Genomic DNA, 21,081 nt, shown 5'->3' with positions numbered 1-21,081 from the left:
GCAGGAACACAGTCAGCGGCCCTGGTTGCCCAGTCGCTCCACCTGCCGCAACCAGGCCTCACGCTGCGCCAGCGTGGTGCTGCGCACCGGGCCAAATCCGCTGATCCTGACCGGCTTGATCCCGCAGAATTCCAGGATCGTGCGGCGGATCTGCTGATATCCCGGCATGCGGTACACCCAGCGGTAGTACCAGGGCGGGGTGTCCAGGGTAGTGATCACCCGCGCGCTGCGCCCACTGAGCAACCGGTCCCACCACACCGAATCCTTGCGATAGCGGAACGCGACGCCAGGCAGGAAGGCACGGTCAAAGAAGCCCTTCAACAGTGCCGGCATGCCGCCCCACCAGGTCGGGTAGACCAGCACCAGGTGGTTGCACTGGGCAATGGCGGCCATGATCTCCTGCAGGTCCGGCTCCAGCGGCTGGATCTGCCGGTAGCCATGGCGCAGGACAGGATCGAAATCGGCCTCGCCCAGGGCGAACAGGTGGACGCAGTGCCCGGCCGCCTGCGCGGCGTCCCGGTAGCGCTCGGCGATTGTGCCGCACAGGCTGTCACGGTCGGGGTGGCCAAGCAGGATGACGATGGAGCGGGACATGGGCGAACTCGCAGGAGGGGAGCGCAAGCCTGCGGTCTGCCCCATGGGGCAGAGTCAAGCGGCCCGGCAGTCGCCAGCAGCCATGCAGCTTTCCAGTGCGCCGGTATCCCCGTGGACGACGAGTTCGGCCACCTCATCGCGTAGAACGGTGAGTGCCTGGTCAAGCTGGTGGAGGCGCTCCATGTCTGCGCGTACCGCCAGTTGGCGCGTGACCAGCAGTGTCTGTACGCGTGGCCAATCGATGCCGCCATCGGCACGACGCAGGCAGGCCACGTCGGCAAGGCGGAACCCCAGCGTCAGCGCCTGGCGGATCAGCTGGACCAGGTGGAGATCCTGTTCGCTGTAGTCGCGGTAGCGATTGACCCGCGGGATCGGCGCCAGCAGGCCCCGTGCTTCATACAGGCGGATGGCCTTCTGGCTCGCGCCGCTGCGTCGGGCGATGTCGGAGATGCGCATGGATCAATCCCGCATCAGCCCGCCATGCACCGTCAGGTGATGACCGAGGTCGGGTGCGCTGCGGGCGACGGGAAGGCGCTGTTTCAAACGCTGCATGGAGAGGCTGCCAGAGACGGACCGGTCGGCCAGCGTAGCAAGCCGTGGGTGGTTTTCCTCTTGTACATCGTCGCTGCCACCCGCTAGCCTGCATGCATGACTACCACTCCCCTACGTTTGCTCATCCACGGTGCCTCCGGCCGCATGGGCCAGGCGCTGCTCCGCCTTGCCGCTGACAATCCCGCCCTGCAGGTGGTGGCCGCGGTGAACCGCCGCTCGCCGGCCCAGCGCGTGGTCGAGGGCGTGCCGCATTTCGCCAGCAGCGAGCTGGCTGGTGCCCCCCAGTTCGATGTCGCCATCGATTTCAGCCTGCCCGAGGGCTTCGATCCGGTGCTGGCGCTGTGCGTGGAGCGCGGTGCGGGCTTCGTGTCCGGCACCACCGGCATCAGTGAGGCGCAGCGCCAGGCACTGATCCAGGCGGCCGGCCGGATTCCACTGGTCTGGGCCTCCAACTTCAGCCTGGGCGTGGCGGTGCTGGACGAGCTGGTCGAGCGGGCTGCCGCTGCACTGGCCGGCTGGGACTGCGACATCGTCGAATCCCATCACACCCAGAAGAAGGACGCGCCCTCCGGCACGGCCCTGACCCTGGGCGCGGCGGCGGAGAAGGGCGGGGCGCACCCGCACTACGCCAGCCTGCGCGCCGGCGACATCGTCGGTGAGCACCTGGTCCAGTTCACCGGGCTGGGCGAGCGCATCGAGCTGACCCACCGTGCCACCAATCGGGACATTTTTGCCCGTGGGGCCCTGTTTGCGGCCAGCCAGCTGCCGGGCCGCGCGCCGGGCAGCTACCGGGTCCGGGATCTGCTGGATGGGGCCACGCCGCCCGCCGTCTGAATTGGGGGCCTCCGGGCAGGATGGGCGCGCGCCTGAACCGGCGCTGCGCCCTCCGTCGGCCTGAACAGGGCAATTGCACGCGGATACTGGCGTCGCACCCGGCTTGCCTTTACAATTCCCGCTCGCCGAATCACGACAGCCGGACCGGTCCAGAACCGCAGTCCGCGCTTTTTTGCAGCCGCTTTTTCGTGAAGCGCAGGCGTGACTTCGGCGACCCCTCGGTAGCCAAAGTGAGATTTCCGTGACCCAAGCCGCAATCCTCGTCCTCGAAGACGGCACCGTATTCGAGGGCGAATCCGTAGGCGCGCCCGGCCTGTCCGTTGGTGAGGTGGTGTTCAACACCGCCATGACCGGCTATCAGGAAGTGTTGACCGATCCTTCCTACGCCCGGCAGATGGTCACGCTGACCTACCCGCATATCGGCAACACCGGCATGACCGACCAGGACGATGAAGCGGCCAAGGTGTGGTCGGCCGGCCTGATCGTGCGCGATGTGCCGCGCCGCCCGAGCAACTGGCGCAGCCAGGTGTCGCTGCAGGATTGGCTGATCCAGCGCGGCGTGGTTGCCATCTCCGGTATCGATACCCGCAAGCTGACGCGCATCCTGCGCGAGCGCGGCGCCCAGAACGGTGCGCTGATGGCCGGCGAAGGCCTGAGCGTGGACACGGCGCTGGAAGCGGCACGCAAGTTCCCCGGCCTCAAGGGCATGGATCTGGCCAAAGTCGTCAGCACCGACAAGCGCTACACCTGGACCGAGGGCCAGCTGGATCTGGACAGCAATGCCTTCGTCAACGCCGCACCGCGTTTCAAGGTGGTGGCCTATGACTTCGGCGCCAAGCTGAACATCCTGCGCATGCTGGCCGAGCGCGGCTGCGAGCTGACGGTTGTGCCGGCGCAGACCCCGGCCGCCGAAGTGCTGGCGATGCATCCGGATGGCGTGTTCCTGTCCAACGGTCCGGGCGATCCGGAACCGTGCGATTACGCGATCGCCGCGATCAAGACCTTCCTCGAGAAGAAAGTGCCGGTCTTCGGCATCTGCCTGGGCCACCAGCTACTGGCGCTGGCCTCCGGCGCAAAGACGGTCAAGATGGGCCATGGCCACCACGGCGCCAACCACCCGGTCCAGGATCTGGACGGCGGCCGCGTGATGATCACCTCGCAGAACCATGGCTTCGCGGTCGATGAGGCGTCGCTGCCGGCCAACCTGCGCGTGACCCACCGTTCGCTGTTCGATGGCACCAACCAGGGTATCGCCCGCACCGACGTGCCGGCGTTCTCGTTCCAGGGCCATCCGGAAGCCTCGCCGGGCCCGCACGACGTCGGCCCGCTGTTCGATCGCTTCGTGACCCTGATGGCCGAGGCCAAGGCGTGATGCGCAGCCCCGCGCTGCTGCTGTCGCTGTTGTGCCTCACCGGTGTGGCCCAGGCCGCGCCGGCCACGGATGCCGAGGTGCGGGCGGTGGTCCAGTCGCTGGGCCTGGGCACGCTGGGCACGGACATGGCCAAACTGATGGTCGAGAACGTGCCGGCGCTCAATGCGCTGCCCGAGACCGATCGCCAGTGCGCGTATGCGCCGATCAAGGGCCTGCTCGACGCGCAGTTCCGTCGCTCGGTGATCAGCGGCCTCGGCAACGACGGCGACCAGGTGATCGCGGAGTGGTCGCGCTTCCTGGGGACCCCGGGCGGCAAGAGCCTCGCCTCGGCCTTCGCCGGTGCCAATCCATCGACGATTGCCGCCAAGGCCAACGCCGACCTGAGTGAAAAGGAACGCGCCGACGTGGCGGCGTTTCTGACCAGCCCGGCCTACACCCGCTTCATCGCCACGCTCGACATCGAATCGGAGCTGCCCGACGACATCGGCGTGCAGCTGGCGAAAGGACTGCAGGACCAGTGCCGGATCGCGCTGAACCCCGACGATATTTCCTGATCGACAGCGTGCGATCACCCCCATCTGCCTCGCTGTCCAGACTTAGAGAAGACAATGCCCAAGCGCACTGACCTTAAAACCATCCTCATCATCGGTGCAGGCCCGATCGTCATCGGCCAGGCCTGTGAGTTCGACTACTCTGGCGCGCAGGCCTGCAAGGCACTGCGCGACGAGGGTTACCGCGTGGTGCTGGTCAACAGCAATCCGGCCACCATCATGACCGACCCGGAGATGGCCGACGCCGTCTACATCGAGCCGATCAACTGGCAGACGGTCGAGAAGATCATCGCCAAGGAAAAGCCCGACGCGCTGCTGCCGACCATGGGCGGCCAGACCGCGCTGAACTGCGCGCTGGACCTGGCCGACAACGGCGTGCTGGAGAAGTACAACGTCGAGCTGATCGGCGCCAAGCGCGATGCGATCCGCATGGCCGAAGACCGCGAGCTGTTCCGCGTGGCCATGGGTGAGATCGGCCTGGAGTGCCCGTCCGCTGCGGTCGCGCACACGCTGGAAGAAGCGATCGACATCCAGACCCGCGTCGGCTACCCGACCATCATCCGTCCCAGCTTCACCCTGGGCGGCAGCGGTGGCGGCATCGCCTACAACCGCGAAGAGCTGGTCGACATCGTCACCCGCGGCCTGGAACTGTCGCCGACCACCGAAGTGCTGGTGGAAGAGTCGGTGCTGGGCTGGAAGGAATTCGAGATGGAGGTGGTGCGCGACACCGCCGACAACTGCATCATCGTCTGCTCGATCGAGAACCTGGACCCGATGGGCGTGCACACCGGTGACTCGATCACCGTGGCCCCGGCCCAGACCCTGACCGACAAGGAATACCAGCGCCTGCGCGATGCCTCCATCGCCGTGCTGCGCAAGATCGGCGTGGATACCGGCGGTTCGAACGTGCAGTTCGGCATCAGCCCGACCACCGGCCGTGTGGTCGTGATCGAAATGAACCCGCGCGTGTCGCGTTCCTCGGCGCTGGCCTCCAAGGCCACCGGCTTCCCGATCGCCAAGGTCGCGGCCAAGCTGGCCGTGGGTTACACCCTGGACGAATTGAAGAATGAGATCACCGGCGGCCTGACCCCGGCCTCGTTCGAGCCGTCGATCGATTACGTCGTCACCAAGATCCCGCGCTTCGCCTTCGAGAAGTTCCCGGCGGCCGATGCGCGCCTGACCACCCAGATGAAGTCGGTGGGCGAGGTGATGGCGATGGGCCGCACCTTCCAGGAGTCGCTGCAGAAGGCGCTGCGTGGTCTGGAAACCGGCAAGATCGGCCTGGACCCGACCGGTCTGGACCTGTCCAACGAAGACGACATCACCACCATCAAGCGCGAGCTCAAGGCCCCGGGCCCGGAGCGCCTGTTCTTCGTGGGTGATGCGTTCCGCGCCGGTTTCAGCGTGGAAGAGGTGTTCGCGCTCTCGCACATCGACCCGTGGTTCCTGGACCAGATCGAAGAGATCATCCAAGCCGAAGCCGAGGTGGCCGCCGACGGCATCGACGCGCTGGATGCGGCACGTCTGCGCAAGCTCAAGCGCGCCGGTTTCTCCGATGCCCGCCTGGCCGAACTGACCGGCACCAACGAAGCGGCCGTGCGCGCGCTGCGTCGTGCCCACAAGGTGCGCCCGGTGTACAAGCGCGTGGATTCCTGCGCCGCCGAGTTCGCCACCAGCACCGCGTACCTGTACTCGACCTATGAGGACGAGTGCGAAGCGGCGCCGAGCAACCGCGACAAGATCATGATCCTGGGCGGCGGTCCGAACCGCATCGGCCAGGGCATCGAGTTCGACTACTGCTGCGTGCACGCCGCGCTGGCGCTGCGCGAGGATGGTTATGAAACCATCATGGTCAACTGCAACCCGGAAACCGTGTCCACCGATTACGACACCTCCGACCGCCTGTACTTCGAGCCGCTGACGCTGGAAGACGTGCTGGAGATCGTCGAGCTGGAACAGCCCAAGGGCGTGATCGTCCAGTACGGTGGCCAGACCCCGCTGAAGCTGGCGCGCGCGCTGGAAGCCAACGGTGTGCCGGTGATCGGCACCTCGCCGGACTCCATCGATCTGGCGGAAGACCGCGAGCGCTTCCAGCAGCTGGTCGACAAGCTCGGCCTGAAGCAGCCACCGAACCGCATCGCCCGCAACGACCAGGAAGCCCTGCTGCTGGCGCGCGAGATCGGCTACCCGCTGGTGGTGCGCCCGAGCTACGTGCTGGGCGGCCGCGCGATGGAAATCGTCTACGGCGAATCCGATCTGGCCCGCTACGTGCGCGACGCGGTGAAGGTCTCCAACGATTCGCCGGTGCTGCTGGACCGCTTCCTGGACAACGCGGTGGAAGTGGACGTGGACATCATTGCCGACAAGGACGGCAACGTGCTGATCGGCGGCGTGATGGAGCATATCGAAGAAGCCGGCGTGCATTCGGGCGATTCGTCCTGCTCGCTGCCGCCGTACTCGCTGTCGGCCGAGACCCAGGCCGAGCTGCGTCGCCAGGTGGTGGAGCTGGCCAAGGCCCTGAACGTGGTCGGCCTGATGAACACCCAGTTCGCGATCCAGGCTGGCGAGAACGGCGAAGACATCGTCTACCTGCTGGAAGTGAACCCGCGTGCCTCGCGCACCGTGCCGTTCGTCTCCAAGGCCACCGGCATGCCGCTGGCCAAGATCGCCGCGCGCTGCATGGCCGGCAAGACGCTGGCCGAGCAGGGCGCGACGAAGGAAATCGTGCCGGGCTACTACTCGGTCAAGGAAGCGATCTTCCCGTTCGCCAAGTTCCAGGGCGTCGATCCGATCCTCGGGCCGGAGATGCGCTCCACCGGTGAGGTGATGGGCGTGGGCCGCAGCTTCAGCGCCGCCTTCGCGCGTGCGCAGGAAGCCGGTGGCATCAAGGCACCGCCGCTGGGCAAGGCCTTCGTTTCGGTCCGTGACCCGGACAAGAAGCGCGTGCTGCCGGTCGCCAAGGCACTGCTCGAGCGCGGCTACACCCTGGTGGCCACCCGTGGCACCGGCGCGTGGCTGCAGGAGCACGGCATGGCCTGCGAGATCGTCAACAAGGTGGTCGAAGGCCGTCCGCACATCGTCGATTCGATCAAGAACGGCGAGATCGTCTACATCGTCAACACGACCGAGGGTCGCGCGGCGATCAATGACTCCTTCTCGATCCGTCGCGAAGCGCTGCAGCATCGCGTGACCTATTCGACCACCATCGCCGGCGCCATGGCGCTGGTGCAATCACTGGAATTCCGCGGCACCGGCCCCGTCTGGTCGCTGCAGGAACTGCACAAGGAGTTGAACGCATGAGAGCACCGATCACCCTGAAGGGCGCGCAGCGTCTGCGCGAAGAGCTTGACCACCTGAAGTCGGTCAAGCGCCCGAAGGTCATCGCGGCGATCGCCGAGGCACGCGAGCACGGCGATCTCAAGGAGAACGCCGAGTATCACGCCGCGCGCGAGGAGCAGGGCTTCATCGAAGGCCGCATCAAGCAGCTGGAAGGCGAGCTGTCGCATGCCGAGATCATCGACATCACCAAGCTCAACGCCGGCAGCAAGGTGGTGTTCGGCGCCACCGTCGAGCTGTCGGACGTGGAAAGCGATGAAGAAAAGCGCTACCAGATCGTGGGTGACCTGGAAGCGGACATCAAGCTGGGCCTGATCGCGATCTCCTCGCCGCTGGCCCGTGCCTTGATCGGCAAGCTGGAAGGCGATGCGGTCACCATCGACGCACCGGCCGGCCAGCGCGAGTACGAAATCGTCAGCGTCCAGTACCTGGACTGACGGCGATGGCCACGGCGACGTTGTTGCTGCCGGCACGCAGCCGGTTTCCGGCGGCGCCGTTGCCCGATGACGTCGCCAAGGCGCTGGGGCGTGCGCAGCGCCGCAGCGCCGAGGCAGGCGAACGCGCCCAGCTGCGTCGGCATTTCCAGACGCAGCCGGACGCGTGGTCTGCTGCCGCCCTGACCCGCCAGCTGGATGTCGGCGATGCCGACGGGGCGGTGTGGCTGCGGGCCGATCCGGCCAACGTGGTGCCGGACATGCACGGTGCTCGCCTGATGGGGCACGGGGATACCCTGCGTCCCGATCTGGCCGATGTCATGCATCTGCTGCCGGCGTTGCAGCCGTTGTTTGCCGGGTTCGGTTTCGTGCTGGATGCCCCGGTGCCGTCACGCTGGTACCTGCGCCTGCCGCCAGGCACCACGCTGCCCGCGTTCGCCGAGCCTGATGAAGTGCTTGGCGATGATCTGTTTGCCCATCTGCCTGAAGGCGATGCGGGCCGCCGTTGGCGCGCCCTGCTGACCGAAGCGCAGGTGGTGTTGCACCAGCACGAGTGGAACCAGCAGCGCGTGGCCGACGGCAAACGTGCGATCAACTCGTTGTGGTTCTGGGGCGGCGGTGAGCTGCCGGAGCGCGTGACCACCGCGCATGCCCAGGTCCGCAGCCGCGATGCGCTGCTGCAGGCGCTGGCCAAGGCCGCGGGTCTGCAGGCCGATGGCGAGCAGACCGTGGATGCCCTGGTGGACCTGCGTCAGCTGCGTTCGCTGGAACAGTTGGGCAATGAGGCGATCCGCCCGTTGCTGGCGGCGATTGCTCGCGGGGAATTGAAGCGGCTGGTGCTGGATTTCGAGGACGGCGCCCGCGTGGAGATCGACAAGACCCAGCGCTGGCGGTTCTGGAAGAAGCCGGTGCAGTTGCACGACCTCTGAGTGCGACGATCGGCAGCCGGCCAGCGGCCGGCTCTACCCATGGCAGGGCGGTATCATGGTCACGCACGTCATCGATCGAGCCCGTTTTGACCCAGTCTGAAGCACCCCGTATCCAGCGCCGTCCTGCCGCCGCCGTCGGCGAGTGGCCGTCCTCCATGCTGCCGCTGCTGCAGCGCCTTTACGCTGCGCGCGGGGTGACCGATGCCGCGCAGGCCCAGCCGAAGCTGGCCCAGCTGCATGCGCCGGATCTGCTGGGCAGCATGCAGGCCGCGGTAGCGCTGCTGGCCGATGCGATCGCCACCAACGAACGCATCCTGATCGTCGGCGATTTCGACTGCGATGGCGCCACCGCCTGTGCGGTCGGGGTGCGCGGCCTGCGCATGCTCGGCGCGCGCGATGTGGTGCACGCGGTGCCCAACCGCATGCTGCATGGCTATGGGCTGTCGCCATCGCTGGTGGCCGAGCTGGCCCCGCTCAATCCGGGTCTGCTGGTCACGGTCGACCATGGCATCGCCTGCCACGCTGGCGTCAATGCGGCCAAGGCACTCGGCTGGAAGGTGCTGGTCACCGACCACCATCTGCCGGGCGAACATCTGCCGCCGGCCGATGCCATCGTCGACCCCAACATCAGCGGCGATGCCTTCCCGAGCAAGGCGTTGGCCGGCGTCGGGGTGATCTTCTATGTATTGATGGCCCTGCGCCGCCACCTGCGCGAGCAGGGCGCGTTTGCCACGACGCCAGAGCCGGATCTGCTGACCCTGCTGGACCTGGTCGCGGTGGGTACGGTCGCCGATCTGGTCGCGCTGGATGACAACAACCGCGCCCTGGTCTCGGCCGGCCTGCGCCGGCTGCGCAACGGGCAGGGGTGCGTGGGGCTGCAGGCGTTGATCGAGGCCAGCGGGCGTGACGCCTCGCGGCTTACCGGCAGTGACATCGGTTTCGCGCTCGGCCCACGTTTGAACGCGGCCGGCCGGCTGGAAGACATGGCGCTGGGCATCGAGCTGTTGCTCACCGAAGACCGTGCCCACGCGCGTGAGATCGCCACGACGCTGGAATCGATCAACACCGAGCGCCGCGCCGTCCAGCAGCTGATGACCGACGACGCCGAACTGGCGGTGTCGCGGGCGGTGCTCAGTGCCGAGGGCGTGCGCCCGGTCGCCGCCTGCCTGTTCGATGCCGAATGGCATCCCGGCGTGGTCGGGCTGGTGGCTTCCAAGATGAAGGATCGCCTGCACCGGCCGGTGATCGCGTTCGCACCTTCAGAGCCCGGCGGCGACTCGCTGCGTGGCTCGGCGCGCTCGATCCCCGGCTTCCATATCCGTGACGCGCTGGCCTTGGTCAACGCGGCGCACCCGGGCCTGATCGATAAATTCGGTGGCCACGCCATGGCCGCCGGCCTCAGTCTGCCGCACGCGCAGTTGGCCGCGTTCGAGCAGGCCTTCGTGGAGGTGGTGGAGCGCACGCTCGATCCGCTGTCGTTGCAGCAGCTGCTGCTGACCGATGGCGAGCTGTTGCCGCAGGAACTGGATTTCGCCCATGCCGAGGCGCTGCGCCTGGCCGGGCCGTGGGGGCAGGGCTTCCCCGAGCCACTGTTCGATGGTCACTTCCAGGTGGCGCGCTGGCAGGTGCTCAAAGAGAAACATCTCAAGCTGAGCCTGCGCGTGCCGGGCCGCCCCGAGCCGGTCAGCGCCATCCACTTCAGCGGCTGGACCGGCAATGCGCCGGCCAACCACGTCCATATCGCCTACCGGCTGGTCAGCGATGACTACCGGGGCGGTGGCGCGATCCAGCTGATCGTGGAGCACTGCGCGGATGCCTGACCTGAGCCGCACCGCGCAGACCCACATGCGCCTGTCGCCTACCGAACGCTTCGATCTGCAGAGTCGCATCGTGCTGCAGGGTGACGAGACCGCACGCACCGAACTCTCCGCCCGCGAGGGCTTCGAATTCCCGGACCTGGAAGGCTCGCGCCAAAGTGTGGCGTGGCTGCTGCGGCAGGAACTGGCCGCACGGATCGAGGGCGGAGACGGCGCGTCCACCGGTCCGATCACCGTCGACGATGCGGTTGCTGCGGTGATGGCGCGGCTACGCCGGACCCGCTGCGTGGCCACGGCCTACCAGCCCTCGGACGACCCGGATGACTACCGGGATGCCGACGATCAGACCGGTACGCTGGCGTACACCTGCCACCTGCCCGATGCCGCCGCGTTGCGTCCCGCGCATGCAGCGCTGCGCGCGGCCCAGGACGGCCCGGATCGGCATCAGGCCGCGCAACGTCTGCTTGTCGCTTACGTCGAACACCTCTCCAGCGCACCGGACAGGCCTGTGCACGCACATCACGCCGTAGTCTCGCGCCCGTACTCGGCCGACCACGCCGTCATGCAGAGCATGGCGGTCATGGAGACGATCCTGCCCGCGCTGTTCCCGTTCGACGGCTGGGAAGACGGCGACGACTGAGCATCGCCGGGCCAATGGTGATCGCGTCGATCGAGTGGTTTATTCCTGCACCTTGGTCACCAGTGTCGGCATCTCCCAGGCGCCGCCAGCGGCGACCAGGCGGCACAGCCCGGTGCTGCTCTCTTCCGTCTTGACGAACTGCGTGCCGGTCCAGCCCCAGGTGGTGGAGTACCAGCAATCGCCAAGGCCACGACCTTTGTGCGCCTCCTGGATGGTGCGCACCTCATCACCGACCGCTGCCGTGGTGACCAGCCGCGGCTGGTGCGGCGCGCGGTCGTTGATCACCCAGTAGCCGTCACCGGTGTTGTACGCGCCGCGCCAGCAGCTCAGCGAGACCAGCAGTTTGTCGGCACTGAGCCGCTGCACCGTCAGCGCTTCGGGTTCCTCGCCGGGCGACACGCTGCCGCTGGGTCCCAGCGCTTCGCAATCGTCGGCTGAAGTCACTGCTGCGAGGGCGGCACGCAGCGCCGGCGATGCGGCCAGCGCGGTATCCGCCGGGCGGGTGGCCACCGGCTTGCCCAGCTGCACGACCGGCACCGGCAGTGCGGGCGGCACCGAGGATTCGGCGAGCGTGCCCTTGCGCATCAACGCGCCGGGTGTGCCAAGGCGACCCTGGAACGCATCCATCTTCAACAGCACGGCCGAGGCGCCCTGATCAGAGACCGTCCAGCGCGCGCCATCGTCGCCGATCAGCTCGATGCGGCTGTTGCGTGTCAGTGAGGCGAGCAGGGCAGCGAGCTGCTTGGCGGAAAAAGTAGCGGTGCCATCGGCGGCATCGAACTGCATCGGGCCCAGCGAAGTACCGTTGATCTGCAGGCTGAGCCGCTGGGTGGCGGTGTTGTCGTCGTACTGGCCCAGCATCAGTTCGGCCTGCACCGGCTGGTCCGGCCCGCCGGGACGGGTGAGCAGGATCGAGACCGGGTCGCCGCCATTGTCATCGGCCTGGTAACCGGCGGCGCGACAGGCACGGGTGTTGTCGCAGGCCAGCGTCCAGTCGTGGTGGGTGAACGTCACGCCCTCGACGGGCGCGGCGGCGTAACCGGGCAGGGCGAGCCCCATCAACAGCGGGGCGGTCAACAACAGGCGCATGCGGCAACCTTGGTCCATCAATCCGTGGAGGGCGATCTTGGCCCAGCGCGGGTGAGGCGTCCATGACCGAAACAGGCGATTGCCGCCGCTCAACCCCGTTCTCTTGTGCCGTGCGTTCAATGGAGTGTCATCGGATCAGGAGCGTCACATGGGACTCGCACTGCGCAGTATCGGTCTGCTTGCGCTGCTGTGCTGGCAGCTGCCCAGCGCCCACGCACAGGCGCGGCGTTTCCCGCCGCCACGGCCGCCGATCCTGCAGGTCGCTGGCGCCGAGGTGCCGGTGCGGCTGACCGAGGCCCGTATCGACAGCCGTGTCATGGCGGGGCTGGGTGAAACCACGATCGAGCTGACCTTCCACAATCCCAATGCGCGGGTGCTGGAAGGGCAGTTGGCGTTCCCGCTGGCTGGGGGCCAACAGGTGGCCGGGTTCGCACTGGATATCGATGGTGAGCTGCGCGACGCGGTGCCAGTCCCCAAGGCGCAGGGTCGCCAGGTGTTCGAGGCGATCGAGCGCCGCCAGGTTGACCCAGGGCTGCTGGAACAGACCGCCGGCAATCAGTTCCGGCTGCGGCTCTATCCCATCCCGGCGCGTGGTGAGCGTCGCGTCCGCCTGGTGCTGCGCGACAGCCTGCCGACCGTCCCGCAGGGCCTGCAGTGGTCACTGCCCGTGTTCTTTGCGCGCCAGGCCGAGCAGGTAACGGTGACGCTGGAGGCCAGCGGGACGGGCAAGCCGGTCGCCGTGGGCATCAATCCACTCGCGTTCACGTTGAAGGCCGGTGCCTACGCGGCGCAGTGGCAGGGGCGGGGCGCCGATCTGCCTGCCCAACTGCAATGGAGCCTGCCGCTCGCGCGCAGCACTGACGTGGTCACCGGCCTGCATGAGGGGCAGCGCTATCTGCTGGCCAGCGTGCCGGTGCGTGCATCCACCGCGGCACGTGTCCTGCCTCGGCGCATCGGCCTGCTCTGGGATGCATCGGGCTCGGCAGGGTCACGCGACCGCGCAGCCGAACTGGCGGTACTGGATCGGTACTTCCAGGCCCTCGGCACGGGCCAGGTCCAATTGACGGTGCTGCGTGACCGCAGCGAAACGCCGCGGCAGTTCCCGGTGACCCAGGGCGACTGGTCAGCACTGCGCGAGTACCTGCGGGCACTGCCCAACGATGGCGCCAGTGCACTGGGCGACTGGACCGCCAACCCGGCCATCGGCGAGTACCTTCTGGTCAGCGATGGCCTGGCCAACTACGGCAGCCAGAGGCTGCCCACGCTGTCGCCCGATCAACGCCTGTATGCGCTGAGCAGCGCCGGTGCGAAGACCGACACGCCGCGCCTGCGCGCCTGGACCAGCGCCCATCAGGGCCAACTGCTGCAGGTGAGCAGCGAGGCGGAGGTGCCCGGCGTGCTGCCGCTGCTGCTCCAGCAGCCGGTCGACGTGGCCGATGTCGTGGCACGTGGCGTGGAGGATGTGAACGTGGATGTCTCCAGCGCCACACAGGGCTGGATCCGTGTCACCGGCCGCGTGCTGCGTCCCGATGCGACGGTGCTGCTGTCGCTGCGCGGTGGCGGCAACGATCCGCAGCCGATCACGCTCAACGTCGCGAACGCACGGGTGGCCGAAGGCGGCCTGGTCGCCCACGCGTGGGCGAATGCCCGCTTGGCAGCCCTGGCGGCGGACCCGGCCGGGGCACCGGCGGCCAAGGTGCTGTCGCAGCAGTTCGGTGTGGTGACCGCCGATACCTCGCTGCTGGTTCTTGAAACGTTGGACGACTACCTGCGTTACGGCATCCGTCCGCCGGCCCCGCTGCGCGCGGCCTACGATCAGCGCCATGCAGTGACGGTGGCGGACGTGGCCACGGAGCGGAAACGCCGCCTGGATGGCATCGCCCGCCAGTTCGCCGAGCGCGAGCAGTGGTGGAATACCCGCTGGCCCAAGGATGCGCCACCGCGGCCCAAGCCGGACGTGCACGCCGTCGCCGCGCCAGTCGCCATGGCGATGGCCGCGCCACCGCCGGCACCTGCGGCGCCGATGTCGCTGGACCGTGTGGAGCTGACCGCCTCGGCGGTTGCCGATCAGGCAGAGGCCACCACTGAACGTCGCGCCAAGTCCGCACCCAAGGCCAACAATGGCCAGATCACCCTGACGCTCGCGCCGTGGGAACCGGATTCGGCCTATGCACGCCGCCTGCGCGATGCCACCCCGGCGCAGCTGTATCCACTGTATCTGCAGGAGCGCGAACAGCACGCTGGCAGCAGCGCGTTCTATCTGGACGTGGCCGATCTGCTGCTGGCCAGCGGACAACGTGAGCTGGCCCTGCGCGTGCTTTCCAACCTTGCCGAAATGGACCTGGAAAACCGCCACGTGTTGCGTGTGCTTGGCTACCGCCTGATGCAGGCCAAGGCACCGGCGCTGGCCGTGCCGGTATTCCGGCAGGTGCTGGCGATGGGCGAGGAGGAGCCGCAGAGTTTCCGTGACCTCGGCCTGGCGCTCGAAGCGGCCGGGCAGTACCAGGCGGCGGTGGCATCGCTGTATGAAGTGGTGGTGCGCCCGTGGGATGGCCGCTTCGACGGCATCTCGCTGATCGCGCTGGATGAACTGACCCGGCTGATCGCACGCGAGCGCGTCGACGCCTCGGCCATCGACCCGCGCCTGCGCCGTGCGATGCCGCTGGACCTGCGCGTGGTGCTGAGCTGGGACAGCGACAACAGCGACATGGACCTGTGGGTCACCGATCCCAATGGCGAGCGCGCCTACTACGGCAACCGGCTGACCTACCAGGGCGGGCAGATGTCGCAGGACTTCACCGGCGGCTATGGCCCGGAGCAGTTTTCGTTGCGTGATGCCAAGCCCGGCACCTACAAGATCGAAGCGAACTACTTCGGCAGCCGCGAGCAGCTGGTCACCGGCGCCACCACGTTGATGCTGCGCTTGAGCACCAAGTGGGGCAGCCGCACCCAGCGCGACCAGCAGGTCACGCTGCGGTTGAAGGACCGGGCGGAGACGGTGCTGGTCGGGGAGTTCGAGGTGAAGTGAGCGGCCAATACCCCGCCAAGGCGATGCCGCCGATGAAGATCGCCGCGTTGCCGATGGCGTTCAACACTACCTCCACCACCGCCGTATCAGGCAGTGCCAGTGCAGTGGCAACCGTCTCCAGCACCGGGCTGATGATGAGATACAGCCCGATCACGGCGAGTACCCGCCCGATCCGCTGCCACGACGTCTGCGGATCCACCGGCCAGCCGCGCCACTGCAGGAAGGCGAAGACCAGCAGCAGCCCCAGATACCGCCCCGCGCTGTCTGGCGGGACGAACTCGGTCGTCAGCGCCGCTGCCGTCACGCCGACGCCGAGGGTGGCGAGGATGAGGTGGCGGGTTCGATTGCGGCGCGCGGGCGCTGGCAGGCACTGCCAGGCAAGCCAGCCCAAGGCCATCCCGACCAGCCAGCCGCCCAGCACATCGGACAGGAAATGCCGCCCCAGGTACATCCGAGACAGCGCCATCAGTAACGGCCAGCCGATCAGCAGCGCGATTCGCCAGCCAGCACTGCGGATACCGAAGCACAGCACGAGAGCCGTCATCGCCGCTGTGGCTACGCCCACATGCCCGCTGATGAACCCATAGTCCGGATCCGGCTGCGCACGCAACGCTGCAATGGCTTCATCGGTCGGCAGCGACCAGAACGCTCCGGCAGCGCCATCGGCCACCAGCGCCTGGCCCGGGCGGCCCTTGTCCAGCACGTGGATGTCGACATCGCTGGGACGGGGCAGCGCAGCACCCTGCTTGATCGCGTGCGTGGCCATCGACATCAGCAGTACCGCCATCATGATGCCCAACCCCGCGCGCAGACGTATCCCGAAGCTGCAGACCACGATCAACAGCACGTACGCCCACTCGTAGCCGAGCGTGCTGACGACGCGCATCAGCGGCAACATCCACGCCGCATCGAAGAACGACTGCAGCCACACATGCCAATGGGTCTGGAACATCCGTATTCCTCAGTGCCGGGCCACCGCCCGCGGGACCGGCAACGATACCGGCTGCCGGCGCAGTCCGAACAGTGGGCGCAACCAGCCGACGCCGCGCCAAGTGACGAATGGCGGTCGCCAGGGGACGGGTGGGGCGCACTACCATGGCCTGATGAGTCAGGCTGACGACCCTTTGCAAATGGATGATTCAATGGCGAACGGACGTGCCGCGCGGTGGCGGCCGGGTGCGCGGATGCTGGTGTGGTCGGTGATCCTGCTGACTACCGCGGTGGCCAATGCGCTGGTGGAAGTGATGGATGCGGGCCGCCGTGGCGAAGACCTGGGCCTGTGGCAGCCGATGATCTGGGAGTTGAGCAGCGTCGCGATGATCCTGCTGACGTTGCCGGTCCTGTGGTGGGGCTGCCAGCGTTGGCCGCTGCACGCCGATACCTGGAAGCGACGGCTGCCGCTGTATCTGCTGGCCAGCGTGGCGTGGTCGGTGGTGCATGTGACCGGGATGATGGGGCTGCGCCATCTCGCCTATGCCGCGCTCGGCTACCAATACCAAGACGATGCCACCTGGCCGGTACGCCTGATGTACGAGTACCTCAAGGATGTCCGTGCCTTCTTCAGCTTCGTGGCGATCGAGCACTTCTTCAGTTGGTTCGGGCGACGCCGGCAGGGCGAAGCGCATCTGCTGGCCGCGCCGGACGATGCGCCCCCGGTGGACGCGGTGGAGCGTCCGGAGCGGTTCCTGGTGCGCAAGCTGGGCCGCGACTTCCTGGTCGCCACCGGTGATATCGAGTACGCCCAGGCGGCGGGCAACTACGTCAATCTGCGGGTGCGCGGGCACGACTACCCGCTGCGCAGCACCATGGCGGCGCTGGAAGAGCGATTGGATCCGGGGATCTTCGTGCGTGCCCACCGCAGCTGGCTGGTGAACATGCGGCACCTGGTCTCGATCGAGCCGCTGGAGGGGGGTGAGGCCCTGCTGCACATGGACGATGGCGGCCGGGTGCCGTGCAGCCGCCGGCAGCTGCCCTCATTCCGGCAGGCGCTGGCCGTGCAGGCACCGGCCTGACCTTGCCTGGCTGACCGGCACCCGGGCGGACCCGGGTGCCGGCAGGGCACTCAGCGCTTGCTGTCTTTCTTGATCATCGCGTCGATGCGCCCGGCGCGGGCTTCCGAGCCCGGGTGCGAGGACATCAGGCCGCCATCGCTGGACAGCTTGCGGAACATGCTGGCCAATGCGGCCGGGTCGTACTGGTGGCGCTTCATGAAGCGGTAGCCGTACTCGTCGGCAGCGCTCTCTTCCTTCTGCGAGAACTGCGCGTTGACGAAGCCTTCAGCCAGTTCGCCGAGCTGGCCCTGGGTCAGGGTGGCGACATTGGCATTGCCCGAGGCGGCCAGCGTGTCACGACCGGCCGAGGCCAGCAGCGCGGTGCGCATCTTGGTCTTGGAATGGCCCAGCTTGACGTGGCCGATCTCGTGACCGATCACGCCGCGCACTTCATCGTCCGAGGCCATGTCCATCAGGCCGGAGTACACGCGAACGCAGCCGTTGGCCATGGCCCAGGCGTTGACGTCTTCGGTCAGGTAGACCTTGAAGCTAAGGCTCATGCCGTCTTCATTGGCCAGGCCCTGGGTGATCTTGGCCAGACGCTGGGCATACGGGTTGTTGGCCGGGGCCACCTTGTTCTGCTGGTCCATGTAGACGCAGGCTTCGTCGGCGGCCTTGGCCACGTCCTGGTCGGACAGGGTCAACGCCTGGCCGGCCTTCAGGCCGGTGCTGGCCAGCTGCTTGAGGTCCAGGGCCGAGGCGGTGGTGGAAGCGGTCAGGCAGGCGAGAGCCAGCAGCAGGGCGGAGGATGACGTCCTCATCGGGGTAGTGCTCCATGTAGTGCGTTGGGGGACGCCGCGGGCAGGGGGCCGCGCAGCGGGGCGGAAGTCTACCGTCTGCCCGGGCGCCCGTGTTCAGCGATGTCGTTTTCCTGGCCGGAACAGGGCGATTCCCACCCCGGCCACCGCCGGAAAGCCCCGGATAGGCTATGATGGACAGTCTTTTCGCACGCATTAATCGCCGACATGATCGAGCTCAATCCTGTCCGCCAGCGCATCACCGATCTCACCGATCGCGTGCTCTCGCTCAGGGGGTATCTTTGACTACGACGCCAAGAAAGAGCGTCTGGAAGAAGTAACCCGGGAACTGGAAAACCCGGATATCTGGAACAACGCCGAGTACGCCCAGAATCTTGGCCGCGAACGCGCCAATCTGGACAAGACCGTCGGCGGCATCGCCACGATCCTCGACGGCCTGACCGAGTCGGGCGAACTGCTGGAACTGGCCGAAAGCGAACAGGACGAAGAAACCGCCCTGGCCGTGGTCAGCGACCTGGACAAGTACCAGAAGCACGTGGAGCAGCTGGAGTTCCAGCGCATGTTCTCCGGGCAGATGGATACCGCGGCGGCGTTCGTCGACATCCAGGCCGGTGCCGGTGGTACCGAAGCCCAGGACTGGGCCGAGATCCTGCTGCGCATGTACCTGCGCTGGTGCGAATCGCGCGGCTGGAAGACCGAGCTGATGGAAGTGTCCGGTGGCGACGTCGCCGGCATCAAGTCGGCCACCCTGCGCGTGGAAGGCGATTACGCCTACGGCTGGTTGAAGACCGAAACCGGCGTGCACCGCCTGGTGCGCAAGTCGCCGTTCGATTCGGACAACCGCCGCCATACCAGCTTCACCTCGGTGTTCGTGTCGCCGGAAGTCGATGACAACATCGAGATCGACATCAACCCGGCCGACCTGCGTACCGACGTGTACCGCTCCTCCGGCGCGGGTGGTCAGCACGTGAACAAGACCGAATCGGCGGTGCGTATCACGCACATCCCGACCAACACGGTCGTGGCCTGCCAGACCGGCCGCAGCCAGCACCAGAACCGCGACAACGCGATGAAGATGCTGGCCGCCAAGCTGTACGAGCTGGAAATCCAGAAGCGCAACGCCGAGCGTGACGCGGTGGAAGCCACCAAGTCCGACATCGGCTGGGGCAGCCAGATCCGCAACTACGTGCTCGACCAGAGCCGTATCAAGGACCTGCGCACCGGCATCGAACGCTCCGATACGCAGAAGGTGCTGGATGGCGACCTCGACGAATTCGTCGAAGCCAGCCTGAAGTCCGGCCTGGCCGTGGGTGCCAAACGCACCGACGCCTGACCGTCGGGGCCGCCACGTGCGGCCCCGATCCGTTGTGCCCGGGCCGCGCCCGGTTTCGCAATCCGCCCCGACCATCGGCATGATGGCGGGGACCGTACCTTCCCCCCGACATACATAGACCCACGCCATGAACGATCAGACCGCCGCGCCGCAGCCCCCCGTCGACGAGAACAGCCTCATCGCCGAGCGCCGCGCGAAACTGACCGCCCTGCGCGGGCAGGGCATTGCCTACCCGAACGATTTCCGCCGCGAGCACTTCGCCGGCACCCTGCAGGCCGAGTTCGCCGACGCCGAGCAGTGGACCGCCGAAGCACTGGAAGCCAGTGACCGCCAGGTCAAGATGGCCGGCCGCCTGATGGCCAAGCGCGTGATGGGCAAGGCCAGCTTCGCCCAGATCCAGGACGAGTCCGGCCGCATCCAGCTGTTCCTGCAGGGCAGCACCCTGGGCGATGCCTACACGGCGTTCAAGGGCTGGGACGTGGGCGACATCATCGGCGTGGAAGGCGGGCTCACCCGCACCAAGACCGGCGAGCTGTCGGTCAAGGCCACCAGCATCCGCCTGCTGACCAAGTCGCTGCGCCCGCTGCCGGACAAGTGGCACGGCCTGGCCGACGTGGAGCAGCGCTACCGCCAGCGCTATGTCGACCTGATCGTGACCCCGGAGTCGCGCGAGGTGTTCATCAAGCGCTCGCGGATCATCCGCGCCATGCGCGCCTGGCTGGACAGCCGCGACTTCCTGGAAGTCGAAACGCCGATGATGCATTACATCCCCGGCGGCGCCACGGCCAAGCCGTTCACCACCCACCACAACGCGCTGGACCTGGACCTGTACCTGCGCGTGGCCCCGGAGCTGTACCTCAAGCGCCTGGTCGTGGGTGGGCTGGAGCGCGTGTACGAGATCAACCGCAACTTCCGCAATGAAGGCGTGAGTACCCGCCACAACCCGGAATTCACCATGATGGAGCTGTACGAGGCCTACGCCACGTACACCGAAGTGATGGACCTGACCGAAGGCGTGATCCGTGACGTGGCCAGCAAGGTGCTGGGCACCACCACGGTGGAGTGGGACGGCGCCACGATCGATCTGGCCCCGGCCTTCCGCCGCTGGCGCATGGATGAAGCCGTGCGCCACCACAACCCGGAAATCAGTGCGGCCGACTGTACCGACCGCGATGCGCTGGTCGCCCATTGCGAGCGCCTGAAGATCCGCATCAAGCCGTCCTACGGCTGGGGCAAGCTGCTGCTGGAGATCTTCGAAGCCACCGTCGAGCACACCCTGATCCAGCCGACCTTCATCACCGACCACCCGGTCGAGGTGTCCCCGCTGGCCCGTGCCAACGATGACCAGCCGGGCTATACCGACCGCTTCGAGCTGTTCATCAACGGCAAGGAGCTGGCCAACGGGTTCTCCGAGCTGAACGATCCGGAAGACCAGGCCGCCCGTTTCCAGGCCCAGGTCACGGCGAAGGAGGGCGGTGATGACGAAGCCATGCATTACGACGCCGATTACATCCGCGCGCTGGAGTACGGCATGGCGCCGACCGGCGGCCTGGGCATCGGCATCGACCGGCTGGTGATGCTGCTGACCGGCAGCAGCTCGATCCGTGACGTGCTGCTGTTCCCGTATATGCGTCCCGAAAACTGAGACCTGGGTCCGGACGTGCTTGGGGCACGTCCGGATGGGGGTTCCGCTCCCGTGGCCGCGCGAGTATGGTTTCTGCGTGGCCTTAGCAAGGTGCTATGGCGTGATGGCCACGGACCAT

The 21,081-nt window shown here is 67.3% G+C and carries 17 protein-coding genes; 12 read left to right on the top strand and 5 right to left on the bottom strand.

Going from position 1 to position 21,081, the window contains the following annotated elements; genetic code table 11:
- Positions 1 to 12: 12 nt before the first annotated feature.
- Both ABE483_RS04760 and ABE483_RS04755 read right to left on the bottom strand, forming a co-directional pair.
- Positions 13 to 594 (bottom strand): NAD(P)H-dependent oxidoreductase, encoded by a 582-nt coding sequence (locus tag ABE483_RS04760; RefSeq protein WP_346481198.1) that lies wholly within the window; start codon positions 592 to 594, stop codon positions 13 to 15.
- A 54-nt stretch (positions 595 to 648) separates the two neighbouring features.
- A complete protein-coding gene (locus ABE483_RS04755; protein WP_313212718.1) occupies positions 649 to 1,050 on the bottom strand; it encodes a MerR family transcriptional regulator in 402 nt (133 codons plus the stop codon).
- 192 nt (positions 1,051 to 1,242) lie between these two features.
- Here ABE483_RS04755 and dapB point away from each other — a divergent pair, with 192 nt between their 5' ends.
- From dapB to ABE483_RS04715, 8 genes are all read left to right on the top strand, one after another.
- Positions 1,243 to 1,980 carry a 4-hydroxy-tetrahydrodipicolinate reductase gene (gene dapB / locus ABE483_RS04750; RefSeq protein ID WP_313212717.1) on the top strand — a complete coding sequence of 246 codons (738 nt, stop codon included), beginning with the start codon at positions 1,243 to 1,245 and terminating at the stop codon, positions 1,978 to 1,980.
- 241 nt (positions 1,981 to 2,221) lie between these two features.
- Positions 2,222 to 3,352, top strand: coding sequence for a glutamine-hydrolyzing carbamoyl-phosphate synthase small subunit (gene carA / locus ABE483_RS04745; RefSeq protein WP_313212716.1), 1,131 nt, complete (start codon positions 2,222 to 2,224; stop codon positions 3,350 to 3,352).
- Positions 3,352 to 3,906 (top strand): hypothetical protein, encoded by a 555-nt coding sequence (locus tag ABE483_RS04740; RefSeq protein WP_346462690.1) that lies wholly within the window; start codon positions 3,352 to 3,354, stop codon positions 3,904 to 3,906. The genes carA and ABE483_RS04740 overlap by 1 nt, the downstream gene beginning before the upstream one ends.
- 54 nt (positions 3,907 to 3,960) lie before the next feature.
- Entirely contained in the window at positions 3,961 to 7,203 is a 3,243-nt protein-coding gene (carB, locus tag ABE483_RS04735) for a carbamoyl-phosphate synthase large subunit (RefSeq protein WP_313218218.1), read from the top strand.
- A gap of 8 nt (positions 7,204 to 7,211) precedes the next feature.
- Positions 7,212 to 7,676, top strand: coding sequence for a transcription elongation factor GreA (gene greA / locus ABE483_RS04730; RefSeq protein ID WP_026069738.1), 465 nt, complete (start codon positions 7,212 to 7,214; stop codon positions 7,674 to 7,676).
- A 5-nt stretch (positions 7,677 to 7,681) separates the two neighbouring features.
- On the top strand, positions 7,682 to 8,602 hold the full coding sequence (locus tag ABE483_RS04725; protein WP_313212713.1) for a phosphoglycerate mutase: 921 nt from the start codon (positions 7,682 to 7,684) through the stop codon (positions 8,600 to 8,602).
- A 155-nt stretch (positions 8,603 to 8,757) separates the two neighbouring features.
- The gene (recJ, locus tag ABE483_RS04720; protein ID WP_313212712.1) at positions 8,758 to 10,422 is read left to right on the top strand and encodes a single-stranded-DNA-specific exonuclease RecJ; all 1,665 of its coding nucleotides are present in this window, start codon (positions 8,758 to 8,760) and stop codon (positions 10,420 to 10,422) included.
- Positions 10,415 to 11,059: a hypothetical protein gene (locus ABE483_RS04715; protein WP_346462204.1), complete on the top strand. Its 645-nt coding sequence runs from the start codon at positions 10,415 to 10,417 to the stop codon at positions 11,057 to 11,059. Before recJ ends, ABE483_RS04715 begins: the two co-directional genes overlap by 8 nt.
- A 39-nt stretch (positions 11,060 to 11,098) precedes the next feature.
- Here the strand turns inward: ABE483_RS04715 and ABE483_RS04710 are convergent, their stop codons facing one another.
- A complete protein-coding gene (locus ABE483_RS04710; protein ID WP_346481197.1) occupies positions 11,099 to 12,148 on the bottom strand; it encodes a DUF1176 domain-containing protein in 1,050 nt (349 codons plus the stop codon).
- A gap of 148 nt (positions 12,149 to 12,296) precedes the next feature.
- Between ABE483_RS04710 and ABE483_RS04705 the strand changes: the two genes are divergently transcribed.
- Positions 12,297 to 15,176 (top strand): VIT domain-containing protein, encoded by a 2,880-nt coding sequence (locus ABE483_RS04705; protein WP_346481196.1) that lies wholly within the window; start codon positions 12,297 to 12,299, stop codon positions 15,174 to 15,176.
- Here the strand turns inward: ABE483_RS04705 and ABE483_RS04700 are convergent.
- The gene (locus ABE483_RS04700) at positions 15,115 to 16,128 is read right to left on the bottom strand and encodes a phosphatase PAP2 family protein (RefSeq protein ID WP_346481195.1); all 1,014 of its coding nucleotides are present in this window, start codon (positions 16,126 to 16,128) and stop codon (positions 15,115 to 15,117) included. The genes ABE483_RS04705 and ABE483_RS04700 overlap by 62 nt on opposite strands.
- A 190-nt stretch (positions 16,129 to 16,318) precedes the next feature.
- Here ABE483_RS04700 and ABE483_RS04695 point away from each other — a divergent pair, with 190 nt between their 5' ends.
- Positions 16,319 to 17,188 (top strand): LytTR family DNA-binding domain-containing protein, encoded by an 870-nt coding sequence (locus ABE483_RS04695; protein WP_346481194.1) that lies wholly within the window; start codon positions 16,319 to 16,321, stop codon positions 17,186 to 17,188.
- 50 nt (positions 17,189 to 17,238) lie between these two features.
- Here ABE483_RS04695 and ABE483_RS04690 read toward each other — a convergent pair whose 3' ends face one another.
- Positions 17,239 to 17,988 (bottom strand): M48 family metallopeptidase, encoded by a 750-nt coding sequence (locus ABE483_RS04690; protein WP_313212485.1) that lies wholly within the window; start codon positions 17,986 to 17,988, stop codon positions 17,239 to 17,241.
- Positions 17,989 to 18,192: 204 nt separating this feature from the next.
- Between ABE483_RS04690 and prfB the strand changes: the two genes are divergently transcribed.
- Both prfB and lysS read left to right on the top strand, forming a co-directional pair.
- Positions 18,193 to 19,318, top strand: a protein-coding gene (gene prfB, locus ABE483_RS04685; protein WP_179459037.1) for a peptide chain release factor 2 whose coding sequence is annotated in 2 segments (ribosomal slippage) — positions 18,193 to 18,267 and positions 18,269 to 19,318 — 1,125 coding nt in all. Because the reading frame shifts where the segments join, the coding sequence is not laid out codon by codon here.
- A 127-nt stretch (positions 19,319 to 19,445) separates the two neighbouring features.
- The gene (gene lysS / locus ABE483_RS04680) at positions 19,446 to 20,963 is read left to right on the top strand and encodes a lysine--tRNA ligase (RefSeq protein WP_313218228.1); all 1,518 of its coding nucleotides are present in this window, start codon (positions 19,446 to 19,448) and stop codon (positions 20,961 to 20,963) included.
- The last annotated feature ends 118 nt before the right edge of the window (positions 20,964 to 21,081 follow it).

Source organism: Stenotrophomonas sp. TWI602 (genome assembly GCF_039674045.1).
Taxonomy (GTDB): Bacteria; Pseudomonadota; Gammaproteobacteria; order Xanthomonadales; family Xanthomonadaceae; genus Stenotrophomonas.
This window is presented reverse-complemented; position numbering and strand designations above follow the sequence as displayed.

Excerpts from the sequence above, each read along its gene's own strand:
- ABE483_RS04695 (WP_346481194.1), top strand. The coding sequence starts at position 16,319 with ATGGCGAACGGACGTGCCGCGCGGTGGCGGCCGGGTGCGCGGATGCTG.
- ABE483_RS04700 (WP_346481195.1), bottom strand. The coding sequence starts at position 16,128 with ATGTTCCAGACCCATTGGCATGTGTGGCTGCAGTCGTTCTTCGATGCG.
- lysS (WP_313218228.1), top strand. The coding sequence starts at position 19,446 with ATGAACGATCAGACCGCCGCGCCGCAGCCCCCCGTCGACGAGAACAGC.
- recJ (WP_313212712.1), top strand. The coding sequence starts at position 8,758 with ATGCTGCCGCTGCTGCAGCGCCTTTACGCTGCGCGCGGGGTGACCGAT.
- ABE483_RS04755 (WP_313212718.1), bottom strand. The coding sequence starts at position 1,050 with ATGCGCATCTCCGACATCGCCCGACGCAGCGGCGCGAGCCAGAAGGCC.
- ABE483_RS04760 (WP_346481198.1), bottom strand. The coding sequence starts at position 594 with ATGTCCCGCTCCATCGTCATCCTGCTTGGCCACCCCGACCGTGACAGC.
- ABE483_RS04740 (WP_346462690.1), top strand. The coding sequence starts at position 3,352 with ATGCGCAGCCCCGCGCTGCTGCTGTCGCTGTTGTGCCTCACCGGTGTG.
- ABE483_RS04690 (WP_313212485.1), bottom strand. The coding sequence starts at position 17,988 with ATGAGGACGTCATCCTCCGCCCTGCTGCTGGCTCTCGCCTGCCTGACC.
- dapB (WP_313212717.1), top strand. The coding sequence starts at position 1,243 with ATGACTACCACTCCCCTACGTTTGCTCATCCACGGTGCCTCCGGCCGC.
- ABE483_RS04715 (WP_346462204.1), top strand. The coding sequence starts at position 10,415 with ATGCCTGACCTGAGCCGCACCGCGCAGACCCACATGCGCCTGTCGCCT.
- ABE483_RS04705 (WP_346481196.1), top strand. The coding sequence starts at position 12,297 with ATGGGACTCGCACTGCGCAGTATCGGTCTGCTTGCGCTGCTGTGCTGG.
- carB (WP_313218218.1), top strand. The coding sequence starts at position 3,961 with ATGCCCAAGCGCACTGACCTTAAAACCATCCTCATCATCGGTGCAGGC.
- ABE483_RS04710 (WP_346481197.1), bottom strand. The coding sequence starts at position 12,148 with ATGCGCCTGTTGTTGACCGCCCCGCTGTTGATGGGGCTCGCCCTGCCC.
- ABE483_RS04725 (WP_313212713.1), top strand. The coding sequence starts at position 7,682 with ATGGCCACGGCGACGTTGTTGCTGCCGGCACGCAGCCGGTTTCCGGCG.